Below are 17,724 nucleotides of genomic sequence, written 5' to 3'. Positions count from 1 at the left end.
CACTGGTGTCTCGACACGGCGGTCGCGGCTTCGTTCCTCAGCCGCGCGCCTGCTCGACCCGGCTCGCCACGCCGGGCACTCCTTCGTCGTGCCCGGCTAGGCTCGCCGCATGACTGACGCGCCGTCGATGATCGACTGGGACCTCGCCGTACGCATCGGCTCACGGCTGGCCGGTGACGGGCCGGAGATCTCCACGCTGGCCGCCGCCGACGCGGTCGAGGAGCTGCGCGCCGACGCCAACCGCTCCACGGGGTTGGTGCGTGACTTCACCGGCCTGGCCGCGGCCGAACGCACCGCCCCGGTGCTGGTCGTCGACAGACCGGGCTGGATCCGCGCGAACGCCGACAGCTTCGCCACGATCCTGTCGCCGATCGTGGAGAAGCTCTCCGAGAAGAAGTCGCCGGGAGTGCTGGGCCAGGCGATCGGCTCGCGCATCACCGGCGCCGAGGTGGGCCTGGTGCTCGGTTTCATGGGTGGCAAGGTGCTCGGGCAGTTCGACCCGTTCTTCGACCCCAGCGGTCGCCTGCTGCTGGTCGCCCCCAACATCGTGCACGTCGAGCGCGAGCTCGACGTCGACCCGACCGACTTCCGCCTGTGGGTCTGCCTCCATGAGGAGACCCACCGCGTGCAGTTCACGGCCGTGCCGTGGATGCGTGACCACCTCTTCGCCCAGATGACCACGCTGGCCGACTCGATCGAGGTCGGCAAGACCCTCGAGGAGGGCGTCAAGCGGCTCGGGGAGTCCATGCGCGGCAAGGGCGGCAGCCTGCTCGACATGATGAGCACGCCCGAGCAGCGCGAGGTGATCGACCGCGTCACCGGGGTGATGTCCCTGCTCGAGGGCCACGCCGACGTGGTGATGGACGGCGTCGGTCCCGAGGTGATCCCGAGCGTCGGCAAGATCCGGCGCCGCTTCAACCAGCGCCGCAAGGGCGTCGGCCCGCTCGACCGCATCCTGCGCCGCCTGCTCGGCCTCGACGCGAAGATGGCCCAGTACCGCGACGGCGCCGCCTTCGTCCGCGCCGTCATCGAGAAGGTCGACATGGACGGCTTCAACGCCGTGTGGGAGTCCCCGGAGAACCTCCCGTCGAAGGCCGAGATCGAAGACCCCACCGCTTGGGTGGCCCGGGTCCACGGATGACGCTCCACCCGGCGGTGGCCGCCGTCCGGTTGGTCGTACGCCGGACCCTGGCACCTCTCGCGCCGGGTACGACGGTGGTCGTGGCCTGCTCCGGGGGTGCCGACTCACTCGCCCTGTTGGCCGCCGCGGTCTTCGAGGGCCACAAGATGTCGCTGCGGGTCGTGGGCGCCACTGTCGACCACGGGCTGCAGGACGGATCAGCCGGTCGGGCCGCGGTCGTCGTACGACAGATGGCGGAGCTGGGTGCCGACGAGACGGTCTCGGCGCGCGTCACGGTCAGTTCCGAGGGCGGCCCGGAGGCGGCGGCCCGGGAGGCGCGCTACGCCGTGCTGGAGCAGATGGCCGAGCACCTCGGCGCCGCGACCGTGTTGCTCGGCCACACCCGTGACGACCAGGCGGAGACCGTCCTGCTCGGGCTGACCCGCGGGTCGGGAGGCCGCGCCATTGCAGGGATGCGGCGATCCTTCGACGGTTTCGCCCGGCCGTTGCTCGACGTCTCGCGTGCCGACACCACCGCCGCCTGCGAGGCGGAGGGCATCGACGTCTGGCACGACCCGCACAACACCGACCCTCGCTTCACCCGGGTGCGGGTGCGGCACACCGTGTTGCCGGTGCTGGAGTCCGAGCTGGGTCCGGGGGTGGCGGTGGCGCTGGCCCGCACGGCCGACCTCGTCCGCCCGGACATGGAGTACCTCGACGGACTCGCCGACGCGGCGTACGACCGCCTGCGCGACCAGGTCCCGGAGGGGCTGCCGGTCGACGAGCTGGCCGCGTTGCCCGGCCCGCTGCGCACCCGTGTCCTGAGGCTCGCGGCACTCGACGCCGGCGCGATCGGGTCGGAGCTGTTCCACGAGCACGTGCGCGCCATCGACGCCTTGATCACCGACTGGCGCGGCCAGAGGTGGATCGACCTCCCCGGCCACCTGCGCGCAGTACGCCGGGACAGGCATCTGGCGTTCCTGACGGATTGAGGCCGGAGGATGGCCTGAATCGCTCCTAGCGTGGTCCGGGACCGACCACCGACAACCAGGAGCAAACGATGAGCGACCGATACATTGCCGGCGTCCCCTGCTGGATCGACCTGACCCCGCCCGACGTCGACGCCGCGATGGCGTTCTACGGAGGGCTCTTCGGCTGGGAGTTCGAGGAGCGCACGCCACCGAGCGCGCCGGTGCGCTACGCCTACGCCCGACTCGAGGGCGAGACCGTGGCCGCCATCGGTTCGGGTGAGGGCGAGCCCGCGGCCTGGAACTCCTACGTGTGGGTGGACGACGCCGACGCGGCCGTCGCCCGCGCGAAGTCGGCGGGAGGAGAGGTCGTCGCGGCACCGGTCGATCTCGGCCCCGACGGCGGCGTCGGGCGTACGGCGACCGTCCGCGACGCCGAAGGTGCGCCACTCGGGTTGTGGCAACCCCGGGAGAACCGCGGCGCGGAACGCGTCAACGCCCACGGGTCGCTGAACTTCAACGACCTGCACACCCGCGACTCCGCAGCGGCGGGGGCGTTCTACGGCGCGGTGTTCGGCTGGGACGTCATCGGCGTGGGCGACGGCCAGATGTGGGCGTTGCCGGCGTACGGCGACTTCCTCGAGCAGCGCAACCCGGGGAACCGTGATCGCCAGGCCGAGATGGGGGCACCCGCCCGCTTCGACGAGGTGGTCGCCGCGCTCTCCCCGATTCCGGAGGACGACGCCGACGCCGCGCCGCACTGGGGCGTGACCTTCGCGGTCGACGACGCCGACGCCGTCGTCGCCCGGGCCTCCGAGCTGGGGGCCGAGGTGGTGCAGGGACCGGTGGACCTGCCGTGGGTGCGCGCCGCCGTGATCCGTGATCCGCAGGGCGCCGTCTTCACCGCGAGCCAGTTCGTCCCGCCGGCGTAGTCCGGGTCGACCCTCACAGCAGCAGGGGCATGTGGCAGTCTGACGCCCATGGATTCCGCCCACGTCGAGAGCGATCTGGTCAACATCCTCTTCACCGAGGAACAGATCCAGGCCAAGGTGCAGGAGATGGCAGACGTCATCGCGGCCGACTACGAGGGCAAGGACGTCCTCATGGTGGGCGTGCTGCGCGGTGCGGTGATGGTGATGGCCGACCTGGCCCGCTCGTTGCCGATCCACGTCGAGATGGACTGGATGGCGGTGAGCTCCTACGGATCCGGCACGAAGTCGAGCGGCGTGGTCCGCATCCTCAAGGACCTCGACACCGACATCTCCGGCCGTCACGTGCTGGTCGTCGACGAGATCATCGACACCGGCCTGACGCTGAGCTGGCTGATCTCCAACCTGAGCAGCCGCAGCCCGGCCAGCGTCGAGATCGCCACCCTGCTGCGCAAGCCGGAGGCCCTGGCCATGCCGGTCGAGCCGAAGTACGTCGGCTGGGACATCCCCAACGAGTTCGTCGTGGGCTACGGCCTCGACTTCAAGGAGCGCTACCGCAACCTGCGTGACATCGGCACGCTCGCACCGCACGTGTACTCCTGACGGACCCTCCTGATCGCGGCCGACTTTCTGCGACCATGTACCGTCAAACCTCACATGGTCACCGCTCAGACGACGTGCTGAGCTGTCCCGAGAGAAGTCTGTGAAGCGCATATTCAAGGGTCCCTGGCTCTGGATCGTCCTGGCCGTCGTCGCCGTACTGCTCGGCCTGCAATACCTCGCGCCCAATGGTGGGTACGACGAGGTGCAGACGTCGCAGATGGAGAAATACATCAGCACCGGCGAGGTCAAGGAGATCACCTTCCTCGACAACGACCAGGAGATCCGCGCAACCCTGGACGACGACGTCGACCGTGACGGCGGCCGCAAGGTCGTCACCCACTGGGTCAACGGCCAGCAGAACGACCTCATCAAGATGGCCCGCGAGCAGGTCGACAAGGGCACGATCGAGAAGTCGAACTCCGAGAACCCGCAGCCCAGCTTCATCGGCCAGCTCCTCGCGACGCTGCTGCCGTTCGCGCTGATCATCCTGCTCTTCATCTTCCTGATGAACAGCGTGCAGGGCGGTGGCGGCAAGGTGATGCAGTTCGGCAAGTCCAAGGCCAAGCTGATCTCCAAGGACATGCCGAAGTCCACGTTCGCCGACGTGGCGGGCTGCGAGGAGGCGATCGAGGAGCTCGGCGAGATCAAGGAGTTCCTCCAGGAGCCTGCCAAGTTCCAGGCCGTCGGCGCCAAGATCCCCAAGGGTGTGCTGCTCTACGGCCCTCCCGGCACCGGCAAGACCCTGCTGGCCCGTGCGGTCGCCGGCGAGGCGGGCGTGCCGTTCTACTCCATCTCCGGCTCCGACTTCGTCGAGATGTTCGTGGGTGTCGGCGCCAGCCGCGTCCGCGACCTCTTCGAGCAGGCCAAGGAGAACGCCCCGGCCATCGTCTTCATCGACGAGATCGACGCCGTCGGTCGCCACCGTGGCGCCGGCATGGGCGGCGGTCACGACGAGCGCGAGCAGACCCTCAACCAGCTCCTCGTCGAGATGGACGGCTTCGACGTCCGCGGCGGGGTCATCCTGATCGCGGCCACCAACCGGCCCGACGTGCTCGACCCGGCGCTGCTGCGTCCCGGCCGTTTCGACCGCCAGATCGGCGTCGACGCCCCCGACCTCAACGGTCGCCACCAGATCCTCAAGGTCCACTCGCGCGGCAAGCCGATGGGTCCCGACGTCGACCTGCTCAGCGTGGCTCGCCGTACGCCCGGCTTCACCGGCGCCGACCTGGCCAACGTGCTCAACGAGGCGGCCCTGCTGACTGCCCGCCTCAACGAGAAGGTGATCACCGACTCCTCCCTCGACGAGGCGATCGACCGCGTGGTCGCGGGCCCGCAGCGCCGCACCCGCCTGATGAGCGAGAAGGAGAAGCTCATCACCGCCTACCACGAGGGCGGACACGCCCTGGTCGCCGCGGCCCTGCCCGGCACCGACCCGGTGCACAAGATCACGATCCTGCCCCGCGGACGCGCGCTGGGCTACACGATGGTGCTGCCCGACGAGGACAAGTACTCCCAGACCCGTTCCGAGATGCTCGACAAGCTGGCCTACATGCTCGGCGGCCGGGCCGCCGAGGAGATGGTCTTCCACGACCCGACCACGGGCGCGGGCAACGACATCGAGAAGGCCACCAGCCTGGCCCGCGCGATGGTCACCCAGTACGGCATGACCGACCGCCTCGGTGCGATCCAGCTGGGTGAGCCGCAGGGCGAGCCGTTCCTGGGTCGCGACATGGGCCACACCCGCAACTACTCCGAGGACGTCGCCGCGATCGTCGACGAGGAGACCAAGAAGTTCCTCGCCCAGGCCCACCAGGAGGCCTTCGACATCCTCGAGGAGAACCGCGACGTCCTCGACGCGCTGGTGCTCGCCCTGATGGAGCGCGAGACGCTCGACAAGGCCGAGGTCGCCGAGGTCTTCGTGCCGCTGCGTCGCCGCCCGGTGCGGCCGGCATGGACGGGCTCCCCGCACCGCCAGCCCTCGACGCTGCCGCCGGTCAGCGTGCCGGCGTCGGCACAGTCCGACGTACCCGAGTCCGCGGACCCCGACCTGGCAACCCCACACAGTTCGACCCCGCCGGCGGGTGGTCTCCCGAGTCAGAACGAAGGCGGAGACCAGGCATGATCGCGCCCTTCGGCGGCGTGAACCCTGACCCGGCCAGTGTTCCGGACTTCGACCACGACCGCGCGGAGAAGGCCGTCCGCGAGCTGCTGGCCGCGATCGGCGAGGACCCCGAGCGCGAGGGCCTGCGTGACACGCCGGCCCGGGTGGCCAGGGCGTACGCCGAGATGACCGCAGGCCTGCGCCAGACGCCGGCCGACGTGCTGACCACCACCTTCGACATCGGGCACGACGAGATGGTGCTGGTGCGCGACATCGAGCTGTGGTCGATGTGCGAGCACCACCTGGTGCCGTTCACCGGCGTGGCCCACGTCGGCTACATCCCGGCCGAGACCGGCAAGATCACCGGCCTCTCCAAGCTGGCCCGCCTGGTCGACGTCTACGCCAAGCGGCCCCAGGTGCAGGAGCGCCTGACCACCCAGGTCGCCGACGCGCTCATGGAGATCCTCGAGGCCCGCGGCGTGATCGTGGTGATCGAGGCCGAGCACCTCTGCATGACCATGCGCGGGGTCCGCAAGGCCGGCGCCCGCACCATCACCTCGGCGGTTCGCGGACAGATGCACAACGCCGCCACCCGCTCCGAGGCCATGGCGCTGATCCACAGCAGAAGGTGAACCGGTGCGATCCGGTGCGCTGACCGAGCCGATGACCCGTCCGCGGATCATGGGCATCGTCAACGTCACCCCCGACTCGTTCTCCGACGGGGGACGGTTCGCGACCACCGACACCGCGATCGCCCACGGCCGCGAGCTGATCGCCCAGGGCGCCGACATCCTCGACATCGGCGGCGAGTCCACCCGTCCCGGAGCGACCCGTCCGCTGGTCTCCGAAGAGCTCGACCGGGTGGTGCCGGTGATCAGCGCCCTGGCCGCCGAGGGCGCCGCAGTCTCGGTCGACACCATGCGCGCCGAGGTCGCCGAGGCCGCCGCCCTGGCCGGCGCAGTGGTGATCAACGACGTCTCCGGAGGGCTGGCCGACCCCGACATCCTGCGGGTCGCCGCCGACCACGACGTGCTGTACGTCGCCATGCACTGGCGGGCGCACAGCACCGAGATGCAGCAGCACGCCGTGTACGACGGCCCGGGCGGTGTCGTGGGCGCCGTCCGTGACGAGCTGTCGGCCCGCATCGACGACGCGCTGGCCGCCGGTGTAGACCTCGAGCGCCTCGTGGTCGACCCCGGGCTCGGGTTCGCCAAGTCACCGGACCACAACTGGGAGCTGCTCAAGCACCTCGACGAGCTCGTCGGCCTCGGTCGNCCCCGGCCGGTGGCAGAGCGCGAGCACGCCAACGTGGCCCTCACCACGATCGTCAGCCTGCAGGGCATGTGGGGCGTGCGGGTGCACGACGTACGCGCCAGTGCCGATGCGATCCGGGTCGTCGAGCGGTTCGCGCACGACCCGGGTGAGGCCTGATGATCGCCGGCGTCGGCGACACCACCGGCCAGGAGGCCGCCGTGGAGGCCGCGCACCGGGCCTTCTACGCCGCCTGGGAGCGCGGTGACGCGGCCGCCGCCCTCGGGTTCTGGATCGACGCCGACGACATCAGCTGCACGTTCCCTGGAGTGCCGGGCGTCATGGGCCGTGACGAGGTCCGCACGCAGCTGAGCGAGGGCATCGAGCTCACGTCCGGCATCCAGTTCCTCTTCGAGGACCTCAACGTCGCCGTCCGCGGCAGCGTCGCCTGGCTGGCCTGCGTGGAGAACGTCATCCTGCCCGGCGTCCTCACCCTGGAGGACGTCGTCGACCTGCCGGGGTCGCAGCTGGCGGTGACCAGCGTCTACCACCGGATCGGTGCCGACTGGCTGCTCTGGTGCCATCAGGCAGGGCCGGTTCTGAGCAACCTCGACCTGGAGGACGAATGACCGACGAGCTGGCCGTGAGTGGCATCGAGTGCTTCGGGCACCACGGTGTCTTCGACTTCGAGCGCCGCGAGGGACAGATCTTCGTGATCGACCTCGTCCTGGGCATCGACACGACCCCCGCGGCACGCACCGACGACTTGCGTGAGACCGTGCACTACGGAATTCTCGTGGATTCGGTGAAAGCCGCCGTGGAGACCGACCCGGTCGACCTGATCGAGACCCTGGCCCAACGGATAGCGGACGTCTGCCTCTTGGACGATCGTGTTGAATGGACCCGGGTCACGGTTCACAAGCCGGACGCGCCCATTGACGCAACATTCTCGGATGTTGCGCTGACGATTACCCGGAAGAGGACGTTGCAGCCGTGACTGAGACACCCAACCCGAACATCATCGATGCCGACACCCTCACCGGTGAGATGCACCCGATCCGACGTGCGGTGCTGGCACTGGGCTCCAACCTCGGCGAACGCCTGGCCAGCCTCCAGGGCGCGGTCGACTCCCTCGCCGACACCCCCGACGTGTGGGTGACGGCCGTCTCCGGGGTCTACGAGACCGAGCCGATCGGCGCGCCCCCGGGCTCCGAGCAGTTCCTCAACGCCGTCGTCCTCCTCGACACCACGCTGCCCGCCTCGACGCTGCTCGACCGCGCCCTCGCCATCGAGGACGCCTTCGACCGGGTCCGCCCCAGCGAGAAGAACGCGCCCCGCACCCTCGACGTCGACCTCATCGTGGTGGGTGACCGCAGGGCCAACGACGACTTCCTGCGCCTCCCGCACCCGCGCGCCAAGGACCGGGCGTTCGTGCTCAAGCCGTGGTTCGACCTCGAGCCCGACGCGGTGCTGCCGGACGCCGGCCCCGTCGCCGAGCTCCTCGAGGCCGCCGACCAGAGCGGCATCAAGCTCCGCGACGACCTGGCCCTCGACCTGCAGTGACCCCTCCCGACGCGGGGTCGGGGGACGAGCGTCCGCCCGAGGAGCCCCGCGTCGTGCCCACGGCCGCCGGTGCACTGGCGGCGTGCCTGACGGTCGGCCTCGTCGTCGGTTGGGCGATCCGCCCACTCACCCAGCGGTACGCCGACTCCTCGCCGGTGGTGACCTGGATCCAGGTGCTGGCGCTGTTCCTGGTCGCCGCGATGCTGGGCGCGACCGCGTGGGCCACGCACCGCACGATCGCGCGGCGCCAGTTCCTCGAGCCGCATCGGGCCGTGAACCGGCTGGTGCTGGCCAAGGCCTGTGCCCTGGTCGGGGCCCTGGCCGCGGGCGGCTACGCCGGCTACGCCGTGGCCTGGTTGGGCCTGCCGGCCGAGCTCGCCGACCAGCGAAGCCTGCGCTCCGGCATCGCGGCGGTGGGCGGCGGACTCATGTGTGGTGCAGCACTACTGCTCGAGCGTGCGTGTCGGGTCCGGGACGGCGGCGACGGCGCCTAGTCTGGATGCATGGCTTCCCCCAACGCCCGACGCCGTCAGCGGAGCACCCGCATCACGGTCGCAGTTGCCCTCATCATGATCGCCTCCCTCGTCGTCCTCGGCGCGTTGGTCGGCGGATCGTCCCTTCTCGTCGCCGTCTCTGCTGTGCTGGCCGTCCTCCTCGGGGCCGCCGCCACCAAGATCACCCACTCCGAGCTCATGCAGTCCCGCAAGGACGCCGCCCGTGACCGTGCCGAGCAGGCCAAGGCCTACTCGGTGCTGACCGACGAGCGCACCCGCGAGAGCCAGAAGTTCGCCGACACCATGACCGAGCGGATCGCCGCTCGCCAGAAGCTCATCCACGAGCTCGAGGGTGAGCTCTCGCTGGCCCAGCGCAAGGTCGCCGAGACCACGCTCAAGCTCGGCAACGAGTCGCGTCGCGCCGACCAGGCCGAGGCCCGCCTCACCGCAGAGTCCGGTCGCCTCGAGGACTCCGAGACGCGCGCCGCCGAGGCGATCGTGCTGGCCGCCGAGCTCGAGCAGCAGGTCACCGACCTCAAGGTCGAGCTCGCTGCCTGGGAAGACGCCGCCGCGATGCCGGTGCGCAAGCACGCCTGACCGCACCTCTGGTCGCCGTACGACACGACAACCCCGCACGACTTGTGCGGGGTTGTCGTCACTTCGCACCCTGCCGGTCGGGTGCGAAGTGACATGGACGGAGCGTTACACGGGGGAGGGGCGGGTCAGGCGTCGTTGACGGAGGCGCGCAGGGCCTTGTGGATGCCGTTGGGGGTCAGCACCCCGACGAACTGCGCACCGCGGCGTACGCCGACCATCGGCTTGTCCTCGCGCATCATCAGGGCCAGTGCGTCCTCGAGGGTTGCGCCGACGTCGATGGCCGCGCCCAGCTCTCCGGCGCGGACGCCGTCCAGGGGCTCGAGGTGGGCCGGGTCGATCGGCGTGACCGCCAACCGCCGCAGGCCGCGCGCCGCGCCCACGAACGACGCCACGAAGTCGTCGGCCGGCGAGCCGAGCACCACCGCCGGTACGTCGTACTGTGCGAGGCGGCCGCCCTCGGCGAAGACCGCGACCCGGTCTCCCATGCGCACGGCTTCGTCGATGTCGTGGGTGACGAGGACGACCGTCTTGCCCAGGTCGCGTTGGAGCCGCCGGAACTCCTCCTGAAGCCGGCCACGCACGACGGGGTCGACCGCGCCGAAGGGCTCGTCCATCAGCAGCACCGGCGGGTTCGCGGCCAGGGCCCGGGCCACGCCGACGCGTTGACGCTGTCCACCCGAGAGCTGGTGCGGGTAGCGGTCGGCGTGCTGGTCGGGCTCGAGGCCGACCAGCTCCATCAGCTCGAGGGCGCGGCGTCGGGCCACGGACTTCGACTCGCCGTAGAGCAGCGGCACGGTCATCACGTTGGTCAGGATCTTCTGGTGCGGGAACAGGCCGACCTGCTGGATCACGTAGCCGATCCCGCGGCGGAGCTTGACCGGGTCGGCGTCGGTCACGTCGGCGCCGTCGATGAAGATCGATCCGGTGGTGGGCTCGATCAACCGGTTGATCATCTTCAGGGTGGTCGACTTGCCGCAGCCGGACGGGCCGACGAGTGTCACCATCTCGCCGCGCCCCACCTCGAGGTCGAGCTCATGGACGGCGGTCGTGCCGTCGGCGTACGTCTTGCTGACGCCTGACAGCCGGATCATCGGATCTTCGATACCGTCCATGGGGTGACCCTATCGACAGGCGCGTCCGACGAGCCGAGTTGCTACAGCCTGTTCGTGAACGAATGGTTCTGCGGCGACTACTACGTCGATCGCAAGCAGGAGCTGATCGACGCCACCGTCCAGCACCTCACCATCACGGCGCTCGCCGTACTGCTCGGACTGGCGATGGCGTTGCCGCTGGCCCTGCTGGCCCGACGCTTCCCGAAGCTCGAGGCCGCGATCCTCGGCATCTGCACGGGCATCTACACGCTGCCGTCGCTGGCGCTGTTCCCGCTGCTCGTGCCGTTCACCGGACTGACCCGCACCACCGTGGTCCTCGGCCTGGCGCTCTACTCGCTGACCATCCTGGTGCGCAACATGGTCGAGGGGCTGCGGGCGGTGCCCGACGAGGTGATCGAGTCCGCGACCGGGCTCGGCTACTCGCGGGCCAGGCTTCTGTGGCGCATCGAGCTGCCGCTGGCGCTGCCGGTGATCATGGCCGGCCTGCGCATCGCGACCGTCTCCACCGTCGCACTGACCACGGTCGGTGCCCTGGTGTCGTACGGCGGACTCGGCAACCTGCTCTTCGTCGGCGTACCCAACGACTTCCGTGCCCAGGTGCTGGCCGCGAGCCTGATCTGCGTGGCGATCGCGCTGGTGCTCGACGTCGCGCTGATGCTGGTGCAGCGCCTGGCCACGCCGTGGACCAGGGGGGTGCGCGCATGAGNACGAGTTCTTCGACTCCTCCGCTGCGCTCCTCCGCCGAACAACTCGCCGGGGACCCCGCATGAGGCTCCTCCGCGACACCGCGGCCTGGTTGGGCGACGGCGCCAACTGGCTTGGCGACGACGGCATCTGGCACCTGCTGCTCCAGCAGCTGCTGCTGACCTTCACGGCCCTCGGAGTGGCGCTGGCGATCGGCCTGCCGATCGCGTTGTGGCTCGGGCACCTCGGCCGGGGCGGCTTCGTGGCGATCAACGTGGCCGGCGTGGGCCGGGCGGTGCCGACGTTCGCCGTGCTCGCCCTGCTGGTGATGTGGGAGCCGGTCGGCACCGAGCACCTCGGTCCCTACGGCCGCGCCGGACTGGCCACCCTGATCGCCCTGGCCCTCTTCGCACTGCCACCGATCATCACCAACGCCTACGTGGGCGTCGACGAGGTGCCCCGCGACGTACGCGAGGCCGCCGACGGCATGGGCATGAGCGGATGGCAACGGTTCGTCCGCGTCGAACTCCCGCTGGCCATGCCCCTGGTGGCCGCCGGAGTCCGCCTGGCGCTGGTGCAGGTGTGGGCCACGGCCACCATCGCCGCGCTGGTCGACGGCCCGGGGCTCGGCAACCTGATCACGGCCGGTTTCTACAAGCACGACTACGCGCAGGGCATCGGCGCAGCGGTTGTCGTCGCCGCCGTGGCCCTGCTCCTTGAAGTCTCCGCCGCGATGGTGCAGCGTTCCCTCCAGACGGCACGACCGGACACGCGTGGCACTCGACCACGGGACACAGAAGGTGGCAACCATGCGGGTACGACAGATGATGGTGGCGGCACTGATGGCGACGTCGTTGATGGGGGCGTCGGCCTGCGCGGGCGATGACCTCTCGGACGACGACACCAAGGGCGACGACAAGGCGACGTCGAGCAACACCGCCAGCACGGACACCGACACGGACAAGGGCGAGCTGCGACTGTCCGGCCAGTCGTTCGACGAGGCCGCGCTGATGGCCAGCATGTACGAACTGCTGCTCGACAGGGCCGGCTACGACGTCGAGACCAAGCTGGTCACCAGCCGCGACATCTACATGAACCAGTTCCCCGACGACATCGACGTGGCGCCCGAGTACGTCGGCGGCACCATCGAGTTCCTCAACACGACGCAGAACGGCGCGGACGCCAAGCCGCTGAGCACCGGTGACCTCGAGGCGACGCTCGCCGCCGGTGCCGGGGTGCTGAAGAAGAAGGGCGTCACGCTCCTCGACCCCGCCGAGGCCGCTGACACCAACGCGTTCTTCGTCACCGAGGAGTACGCCGAGGAGAACTCGGTCAGCAAGCTCTCCGACCTCGAGGGCAAGACCGTCACCCTGGCGGCGCACCCCGACTGCGCGGAGCGCCTCGACTGCGGCAAGGGCCTCGAGGAGGTCTACGGCATCAAGATCGACGACATCCTGCCGCTCGGCTTCGCCAGCGCACAGACCTTCAAGTCGGTCGAGGACGACGAGTCGCAGCTCGGCCTGACCAGCACCACCGACGGCACCCTCGAGGCCCGCGGCATGGTCCTGCTCGAGGACGACAAGGCGGTCCAGCCGGTGCAGAACCTCGTGCCCGCGGTGAGCACGAAGTTCCTGAAGGCCCACCCCGACGTCGCCGACGTGCTCAACCCGTTGATGGCGATCCTGACCACCGACGACCTGGTCGAGCTCAACGGCCGGGTGACCGCGGAGCGCGAGAAGGCCTCCGACGTGGCCAAGGACTACCTGGAGGACCACGACCTGCTCTGACACACCCCGGTCCTCGAGGTCGGACGCTCCCGGCTGAAGCACCCGACCTCCACTAGGCTCGGCAGCAAATCACGGCTCGTCAGGAACTGCCGACGGGTCGGCTGGGAGTGGGAGGACACGTGCTGGATCGGGTACGCCGTGCGGTGCGCCGCCGTCGTACGTCGGTGGCCGTCGTCGTGACGGTCGGGCCGCGGCAGGTGCGACACCTCGGCGTGTGCCTGGAGTCGTTGGCCGGCCAGGACGAGCCGTCGTCCGAGATCCTGCTCTGCCCCTGGGGCGGCGTCGGTCCCACCGACCTGCGCGGCATCGAGGGCGTGCGGGTGCTGCTCCCCAACGAGACCGCGAACGCGGCGCGCAATGCCGGCACCACCTCCGCCTCCAGTGACACGCTCCTCTACCTCGAGGCAAATGAGGCCTTGGAGCCTTGGGCGCTGGCCACGCTCGTGGGCGACCTGGCCGCCGCCGAGGACACCCTCTCCGGGCGCGGGGCCACCCTCGGCGCCCGCCTGTGGCGCGCGAAGTCGGCACCGGAGTTCCTCGAGGCGCACGGCCGGTTCGGGCAGGCCGCCCTCGACGCGGCCCCGGCACGCGAGCTGGCCGACCGCACGACGCGCGACACGGACAGCACGTGGTCCACACCGTTCGGCACCGTGCCGGCCGCCTGCGCGGAGATCGGCGAGTTCGCGTGGATGCTGGCCGGGCTGACCAACCCCGACGTACTGGTCCGGGTGCTGTGCCATGACGCCGGCTCGTTCCTCGACGACCTCGAGCACGCCACCGCGGGCGAGACGACCGCCTTCGCCCAGGCGGTCTCGACCGCCCTCGACACCCTGCCCCGCGCCCGGCACCTCGACGTTCCTGTCGAGACCCGGCTCCGCCTGTGGCTGGTGGCCCACGGTCACGCCGCCGCGATGAGCAGGTTCACCGCGGACCGCTGGTTCGACGAGGGCCAGTTCCCGACCCGGCTGGACGGCGAGCGGCTGCTGGCGGTGTTGCCGGTGCCGGGGGTCGACGTCCCCGACGACGTGTTCGAGATCCGCCCCCGGCTGGAGGTATCGCTGCGCCGGGTGCGCCGCGACGGCCACCTCGTGCGGCTCACGGTCTTCGCGGCCTGTCGCTGGATCGACTTCGCCGCGCACCCGCCGCAGTTCCGGGCGCGCATGGCCCACGCCCGCACCGGTGCACGCGTGGCACTGACCCCCGAGAGCCGCCCCGACCGCGCCGCCACCCGGCACTTCCGTCAGGCCTACCAGAACCACGACGCCGCCGGCCTCGAGATCGCCGTCGACCCGAACTGGCTCACGCTGGACGGCCCGTGGACGCTCGAGATCGGCCTCTCCGTGGGCGGTGTGACCCTCTGGGGACGGGCCACGGATCGCGACGCCCGCGGCTCTGCCGGGCTGCCCGACGTCGGCCTGTCCGGGCGCGCGTCCTTCGACAGTCGCCACGGCTTCCGCATCCACCGCGGGGTCAAGCCGGAGCCGCGCCCCGAACCGACCTCGGCGCCGGTCGTCTCGGCCGTCGAGCTGGGGGAGTCGATCGTGCTGCACGGCACCACCCCGGCCGACTTCACCCTCGAGCTCCGCAACGGCGACTGGCGGGTGCCTGCCCGGGTGACCACCAACGGTCGCGACTTCACCGCCGTGGTGCCGCTGCGCCACCAGCCGTGGGAGCTGTCCGCGCGACCCCTCCCCAGTGGCACCTGGCACTTCGCCTGGGCCTCGGCCAGCGCCCACGGCGACCTGCCGATCCCGCGCGACCTTGCCGACCAGACTCCTCGCGAGCGCCTCACCCGCAGCCACCGGATCCGCCTGGTGCGGGGCCTTCGCGACCAGATCCTGGTCGACCTGGCCGCGCCGTTGCGCGAGGACGAGCTCGGCCCCTGGGCGCAGGCCCGCCTCCGGGCGACGTACGCCGCGACGACCGCACCCCTCGACCCGAACCTGGTCGTGTTCCACAGCTACGCCGGCTCCGGAACCACCGACAGCCCGCGGGCGATCTTCGACGAGATGCGCCAGCACCGCCCGGAGCTGCGGGCGGTGTGGGGCGTGGCCGACCACAGCGTCCCGGCGCCCGTGGGCAGCCGGCCGGTGCTGATCCGCAGCCGCGGGTGGTACGACGTGCTGGCCCGCGCGGGAACCGTCGTGACGAACATCGAGATGAACCGCTTCTTCCGCACGAGGCCCGGCCAGCGACTGGTGCAGACGTTCCACGGCTACCCCTCCAAGGCGATGGGCACCGGCCTGTGGCGGGCGAAGAACTTCTCGCCGCTGCGCCTGGAGTCCCAGCTCGACAACACCGCCCGGCAGTGGACGGTGGCGTGCGTGCCGAGCCCCGAGATGGAGCTCCACTACCGCGAGCAGTACGGCTTCGACGGCACCTACCTGAACCAGGGCTACCCGCGCGACGACGTACTCGTGGGCCCGGCGGCCGAGTCACTGCGCGAGCTGGCGCGTGACCGTCTGGGCATCGCGCCCGGCCAGAGCGCGATCCTCTACGCCCCCACCTGGCGCGACGACCTGGCCACCAACTACCGGGCCGCGCCGATGCATCAGCACCTCGACGTGGCGCGGATGGCCGAGCGGCTCGGCCCCGACCACGTGGTGCTGCTGCGCGGCCACCGGTTCCACCACCCGCCCGGGTCGGGCGCGCGGGTGCTCGACGTGTCGGCGTACCCCGAGATCAACGACCTGATCCTGGCCGCCGACGTGGCCGTGCTCGACTACTCCTCGCTGCGCTTCGACATGGCGCTCACCGGCAAGCCGATGGTGTTCCTGGTGCCCGACCTCGTCGACTACGCCGACGAGAAGCGGGGCTTCCTGTTCCCGTTCACCAACTCGGCACCCGGGCCGCTGGTCGACACCACGGAGCAGGTGATCGACCTGGTCCGCGACGTGCCGGCGCTGACCGCCGAGTGGGCGTGGGCGATCGACGAGTTCAACGCGACGTACAACGCCTGGCAGGACGGTCGCTCGGCCGCCCGGGCCGTCGACCTGCTCTTCCCCCGGTAGGTCAGATCTCGTCGTCGGCCAGGGCCAGCGGGTCCGACTTGCGGACGTCGATGACGTGGCCGGTCTGGCGGGCCAGCAGCACGTCGAGGGCTGCGGTGGCCACGACCGTCGACTCCAGCAGCGTGGAGGGGTCCTCCTCGCCGAAGGCCTTCGTGCGCATCGGCGTGCCGGTGCGCTCCGGGTTGATGCAGTTGACCCGCACCTCGCCGGCCCACTCGTCGGCCAGGGCCTGGGTGAGGTTCACGACCGCGGCCTTGGCCGAGGAGTAGAGCGAGTAGCCGCTCCGACCGCGGGTGTACGACGAGCTGGTGAACAGCAGCAAGGACCCGCCGGAGGCCCGCAGGTGCGGGTAGAACTCCTGGGCGATCAGCACGGGGGCCACGTAGTTGATCTCGGTGGCCGCGTAGATCGTCTCCTCCGACGTCTCCGCCAGCTGGCCGCGGGGGAGCACCCCGGCGGTGTTGACCACGAAGTCGATGCGGCCGTCGGACTCCATCACCTGGCGGGCAGCCTTGGCGACGTCCTCGCGCCGCTCGATGTGCGTGCGGCTGCCCGAACGGCTGAAGCCGTGGACCGTGCATCCGTAGGACCGGGCCAGCTCGACGAGGTCCAGGCCGATGCCGTACGACGCACCGAAGACCACCATCGTCTTGCCGGCCAGGGCGTCGCGGTACTCCTGCTCCGTGCGCGGTGCCGGCAGGTCGGTCGAGGTCAGCTGGAACAGCTTGTCGGCCAGGTAGACGTCGATCGGCTCGGTGACCTTCATGTTGCGGTCGTCGCCGGCCACGATCCCGATCGGTACGTCGGGGGTGTAGCGGAGCACCACCGTGCAGTCGTCGGTGGCCTCGAAGTCGGGGTCCTTGCCGGCCTCGTCGTACGCCCGACGGATCACGGACGCCTTGAAGCACTGGGGCGTCTGGCCGCGGCGCAGTCGGGCCCGCGGCGGGATGTTGCTGATGATGCCGTTCTCGTCGAGCTCGACGATCGTGTCGGCGGACGGGATCGCGGTGTCGACCGCGTCGTACTTCTCGAGCGCCTCGAAGCAGTCGCTGATGATGCGGTCGGTGACCATCGGGCGGACCGCGTCGTGGAAGAGGAGGTTGGCCTCTTCGTCGGGGATCGCGCGGATCGCGCGGAGCGTGGTGTCGTTGCGGGTCTCGGCGCCCTCGAGCACCTGGGTGACCTTGGTGTAGCCGCCGGTGCGGATCATCGCGTGCACGGCGTCGAGGTGGCCCTGCGCCATCAGGATGATGATCTCGTCGACCATCGGGTGGGCGTCGAGGGTGGCCAGCGTGTGCTCCATGATCGGCCGTCCGGCGATCTTGATGAGCTGCTTGGGGATGTCGAGGCCGACGCGTGTGCCCACGCCTCCGGCCAGGAGTACTGCGATGTTCTTCACCAAGCTCCTCGAGGTCGGACCGCCGTAGCGGCCCCGGTTGCGGCCGGTCACAGGATAGACGTGAATAGGGTCCCGCCGGGTCGGCGGTTATCCTGACCGACGTTC

Annotated in this window: 17 protein-coding genes and 2 pseudogenes; 17 read left to right on the top strand and 2 right to left on the bottom strand. The window is 70.5% G+C overall.

Annotated features, from left to right (window positions below; translation table 11 throughout):
- Positions 1 to 109 precede the first annotated feature (109 nt).
- The 13 genes and pseudogenes from ASH02_RS15970 to ASH02_RS15915 all read left to right on the top strand — a co-directional run bounded on the left by ASH02_RS15970 (position 110) and on the right by ASH02_RS15915 (position 9,626).
- Positions 110 to 1,141 carry a zinc-dependent metalloprotease gene (locus tag ASH02_RS15970; RefSeq protein WP_235532675.1) on the top strand — a complete coding sequence of 344 codons (1,032 nt, stop codon included), beginning with the start codon at positions 110 to 112 and terminating at the stop codon, positions 1,139 to 1,141.
- The gene (gene tilS, locus ASH02_RS15965) at positions 1,138 to 2,112 is read left to right on the top strand and encodes a tRNA lysidine(34) synthetase TilS (protein WP_056688808.1); all 975 of its coding nucleotides are present in this window, start codon (positions 1,138 to 1,140) and stop codon (positions 2,110 to 2,112) included. Before ASH02_RS15970 ends, tilS begins: the two co-directional genes overlap by 4 nt.
- A gap of 68 nt (positions 2,113 to 2,180) precedes the next feature.
- Positions 2,181 to 3,020, top strand: coding sequence for a VOC family protein (locus ASH02_RS15960; RefSeq protein WP_056688805.1), 840 nt, complete (start codon positions 2,181 to 2,183; stop codon positions 3,018 to 3,020).
- A gap of 48 nt (positions 3,021 to 3,068) precedes the next feature.
- Entirely contained in the window at positions 3,069 to 3,620 is a 552-nt protein-coding gene (gene hpt / locus ASH02_RS15955; protein WP_056688802.1) for a hypoxanthine phosphoribosyltransferase, read from the top strand.
- A gap of 100 nt (positions 3,621 to 3,720) precedes the next feature.
- Complete coding sequence (gene ftsH / locus ASH02_RS15950; protein WP_082564168.1) at positions 3,721 to 5,742, top strand: ATP-dependent zinc metalloprotease FtsH; 2,022 nt, start codon at positions 3,721 to 3,723, stop codon at positions 5,740 to 5,742.
- Positions 5,739 to 6,353 (top strand): GTP cyclohydrolase I FolE, encoded by a 615-nt coding sequence (gene folE / locus ASH02_RS15945; RefSeq protein ID WP_056688799.1) that lies wholly within the window; start codon positions 5,739 to 5,741, stop codon positions 6,351 to 6,353. Before ftsH ends, folE begins: the two co-directional genes overlap by 4 nt.
- 31 nt (positions 6,354 to 6,384) lie before the next feature.
- Positions 6,385 to 6,995, top strand: a pseudogene (folP, locus tag ASH02_RS15940) (dihydropteroate synthase); the annotation flags it as partial.
- A gap of 1 nt (position 6,996) precedes the next feature.
- A pseudogene (locus ASH02_RS27065) lies at positions 6,997 to 7,152 on the top strand (dihydropteroate synthase); the annotation flags it as partial.
- Entirely contained in the window at positions 7,152 to 7,601 is a 450-nt protein-coding gene (locus ASH02_RS15935) for a YybH family protein (RefSeq protein ID WP_056688796.1), read from the top strand. The pseudogene ASH02_RS27065 and the gene ASH02_RS15935, both read left to right, overlap by 1 nt.
- Positions 7,598 to 7,969 carry a dihydroneopterin aldolase gene (folB, locus tag ASH02_RS15930; protein ID WP_056688793.1) on the top strand — a complete coding sequence of 124 codons (372 nt, stop codon included), beginning with the start codon at positions 7,598 to 7,600 and terminating at the stop codon, positions 7,967 to 7,969. The genes ASH02_RS15935 and folB overlap by 4 nt, the downstream gene beginning before the upstream one ends.
- A complete protein-coding gene (gene folK, locus ASH02_RS15925; protein ID WP_056688790.1) occupies positions 7,966 to 8,535 on the top strand; it encodes a 2-amino-4-hydroxy-6-hydroxymethyldihydropteridine diphosphokinase in 570 nt (189 codons plus the stop codon). Before folB ends, folK begins: the two co-directional genes overlap by 4 nt.
- Before the next feature lie 53 nt (positions 8,536 to 8,588).
- Positions 8,589 to 9,029, top strand: coding sequence for a DUF3180 domain-containing protein (locus ASH02_RS15920; RefSeq protein ID WP_056688983.1), 441 nt, complete (start codon positions 8,589 to 8,591; stop codon positions 9,027 to 9,029).
- Positions 9,030 to 9,038: 9 nt separating this feature from the next.
- Positions 9,039 to 9,626, top strand: coding sequence for a hypothetical protein (locus tag ASH02_RS15915; RefSeq protein WP_056688788.1), 588 nt, complete (start codon positions 9,039 to 9,041; stop codon positions 9,624 to 9,626).
- Between the two features lie 125 nt (positions 9,627 to 9,751).
- Here the strand turns inward: ASH02_RS15915 and ASH02_RS15910 are convergent, their stop codons facing one another.
- A complete protein-coding gene (locus ASH02_RS15910) occupies positions 9,752 to 10,738 on the bottom strand; it encodes an ABC transporter ATP-binding protein (RefSeq protein WP_442938411.1) in 987 nt (328 codons plus the stop codon).
- 54 nt (positions 10,739 to 10,792) lie between these two features.
- Between ASH02_RS15910 and ASH02_RS15905 the strand changes: the two genes are divergently transcribed.
- The 4 genes from ASH02_RS15905 (at position 10,793) to ASH02_RS15890 (ending at position 16,220) form a co-directional block, all read left to right on the top strand.
- Positions 10,793 to 11,443 carry an ABC transporter permease gene (locus tag ASH02_RS15905; protein ID WP_235529971.1) on the top strand — a complete coding sequence of 217 codons (651 nt, stop codon included), beginning with the start codon at positions 10,793 to 10,795 and terminating at the stop codon, positions 11,441 to 11,443.
- Positions 11,444 to 11,504: 61 nt separating this feature from the next.
- A complete protein-coding gene (locus ASH02_RS15900; RefSeq protein ID WP_082564165.1) occupies positions 11,505 to 12,308 on the top strand; it encodes an ABC transporter permease in 804 nt (267 codons plus the stop codon).
- Complete coding sequence (locus tag ASH02_RS15895; RefSeq protein WP_056688785.1) at positions 12,232 to 13,209, top strand: ABC transporter substrate-binding protein; 978 nt, start codon at positions 12,232 to 12,234, stop codon at positions 13,207 to 13,209. The genes ASH02_RS15900 and ASH02_RS15895 overlap by 77 nt, the downstream gene beginning before the upstream one ends.
- 119 nt (positions 13,210 to 13,328) lie before the next feature.
- Entirely contained in the window at positions 13,329 to 16,220 is a 2,892-nt protein-coding gene (locus ASH02_RS15890) for a CDP-glycerol glycerophosphotransferase family protein (protein ID WP_057295055.1), read from the top strand.
- A 1-nt stretch (position 16,221) separates the two neighbouring features.
- Here ASH02_RS15890 and ASH02_RS15885 read toward each other — a convergent pair whose 3' ends face one another.
- Entirely contained in the window at positions 16,222 to 17,619 is a 1,398-nt protein-coding gene (locus ASH02_RS15885) for a bifunctional cytidylyltransferase/SDR family oxidoreductase (RefSeq protein ID WP_235529970.1), read from the bottom strand.
- Between the last annotated feature and the right edge of the window lie 105 nt (positions 17,620 to 17,724).

The sequence above is a fragment of the Nocardioides sp. Soil796 genome, assembly GCF_001429525.1.
GTDB lineage: Bacteria > Actinomycetota > Actinomycetes > Propionibacteriales > Nocardioidaceae > Nocardioides.
This window is presented reverse-complemented; position numbering and strand designations above follow the sequence as displayed.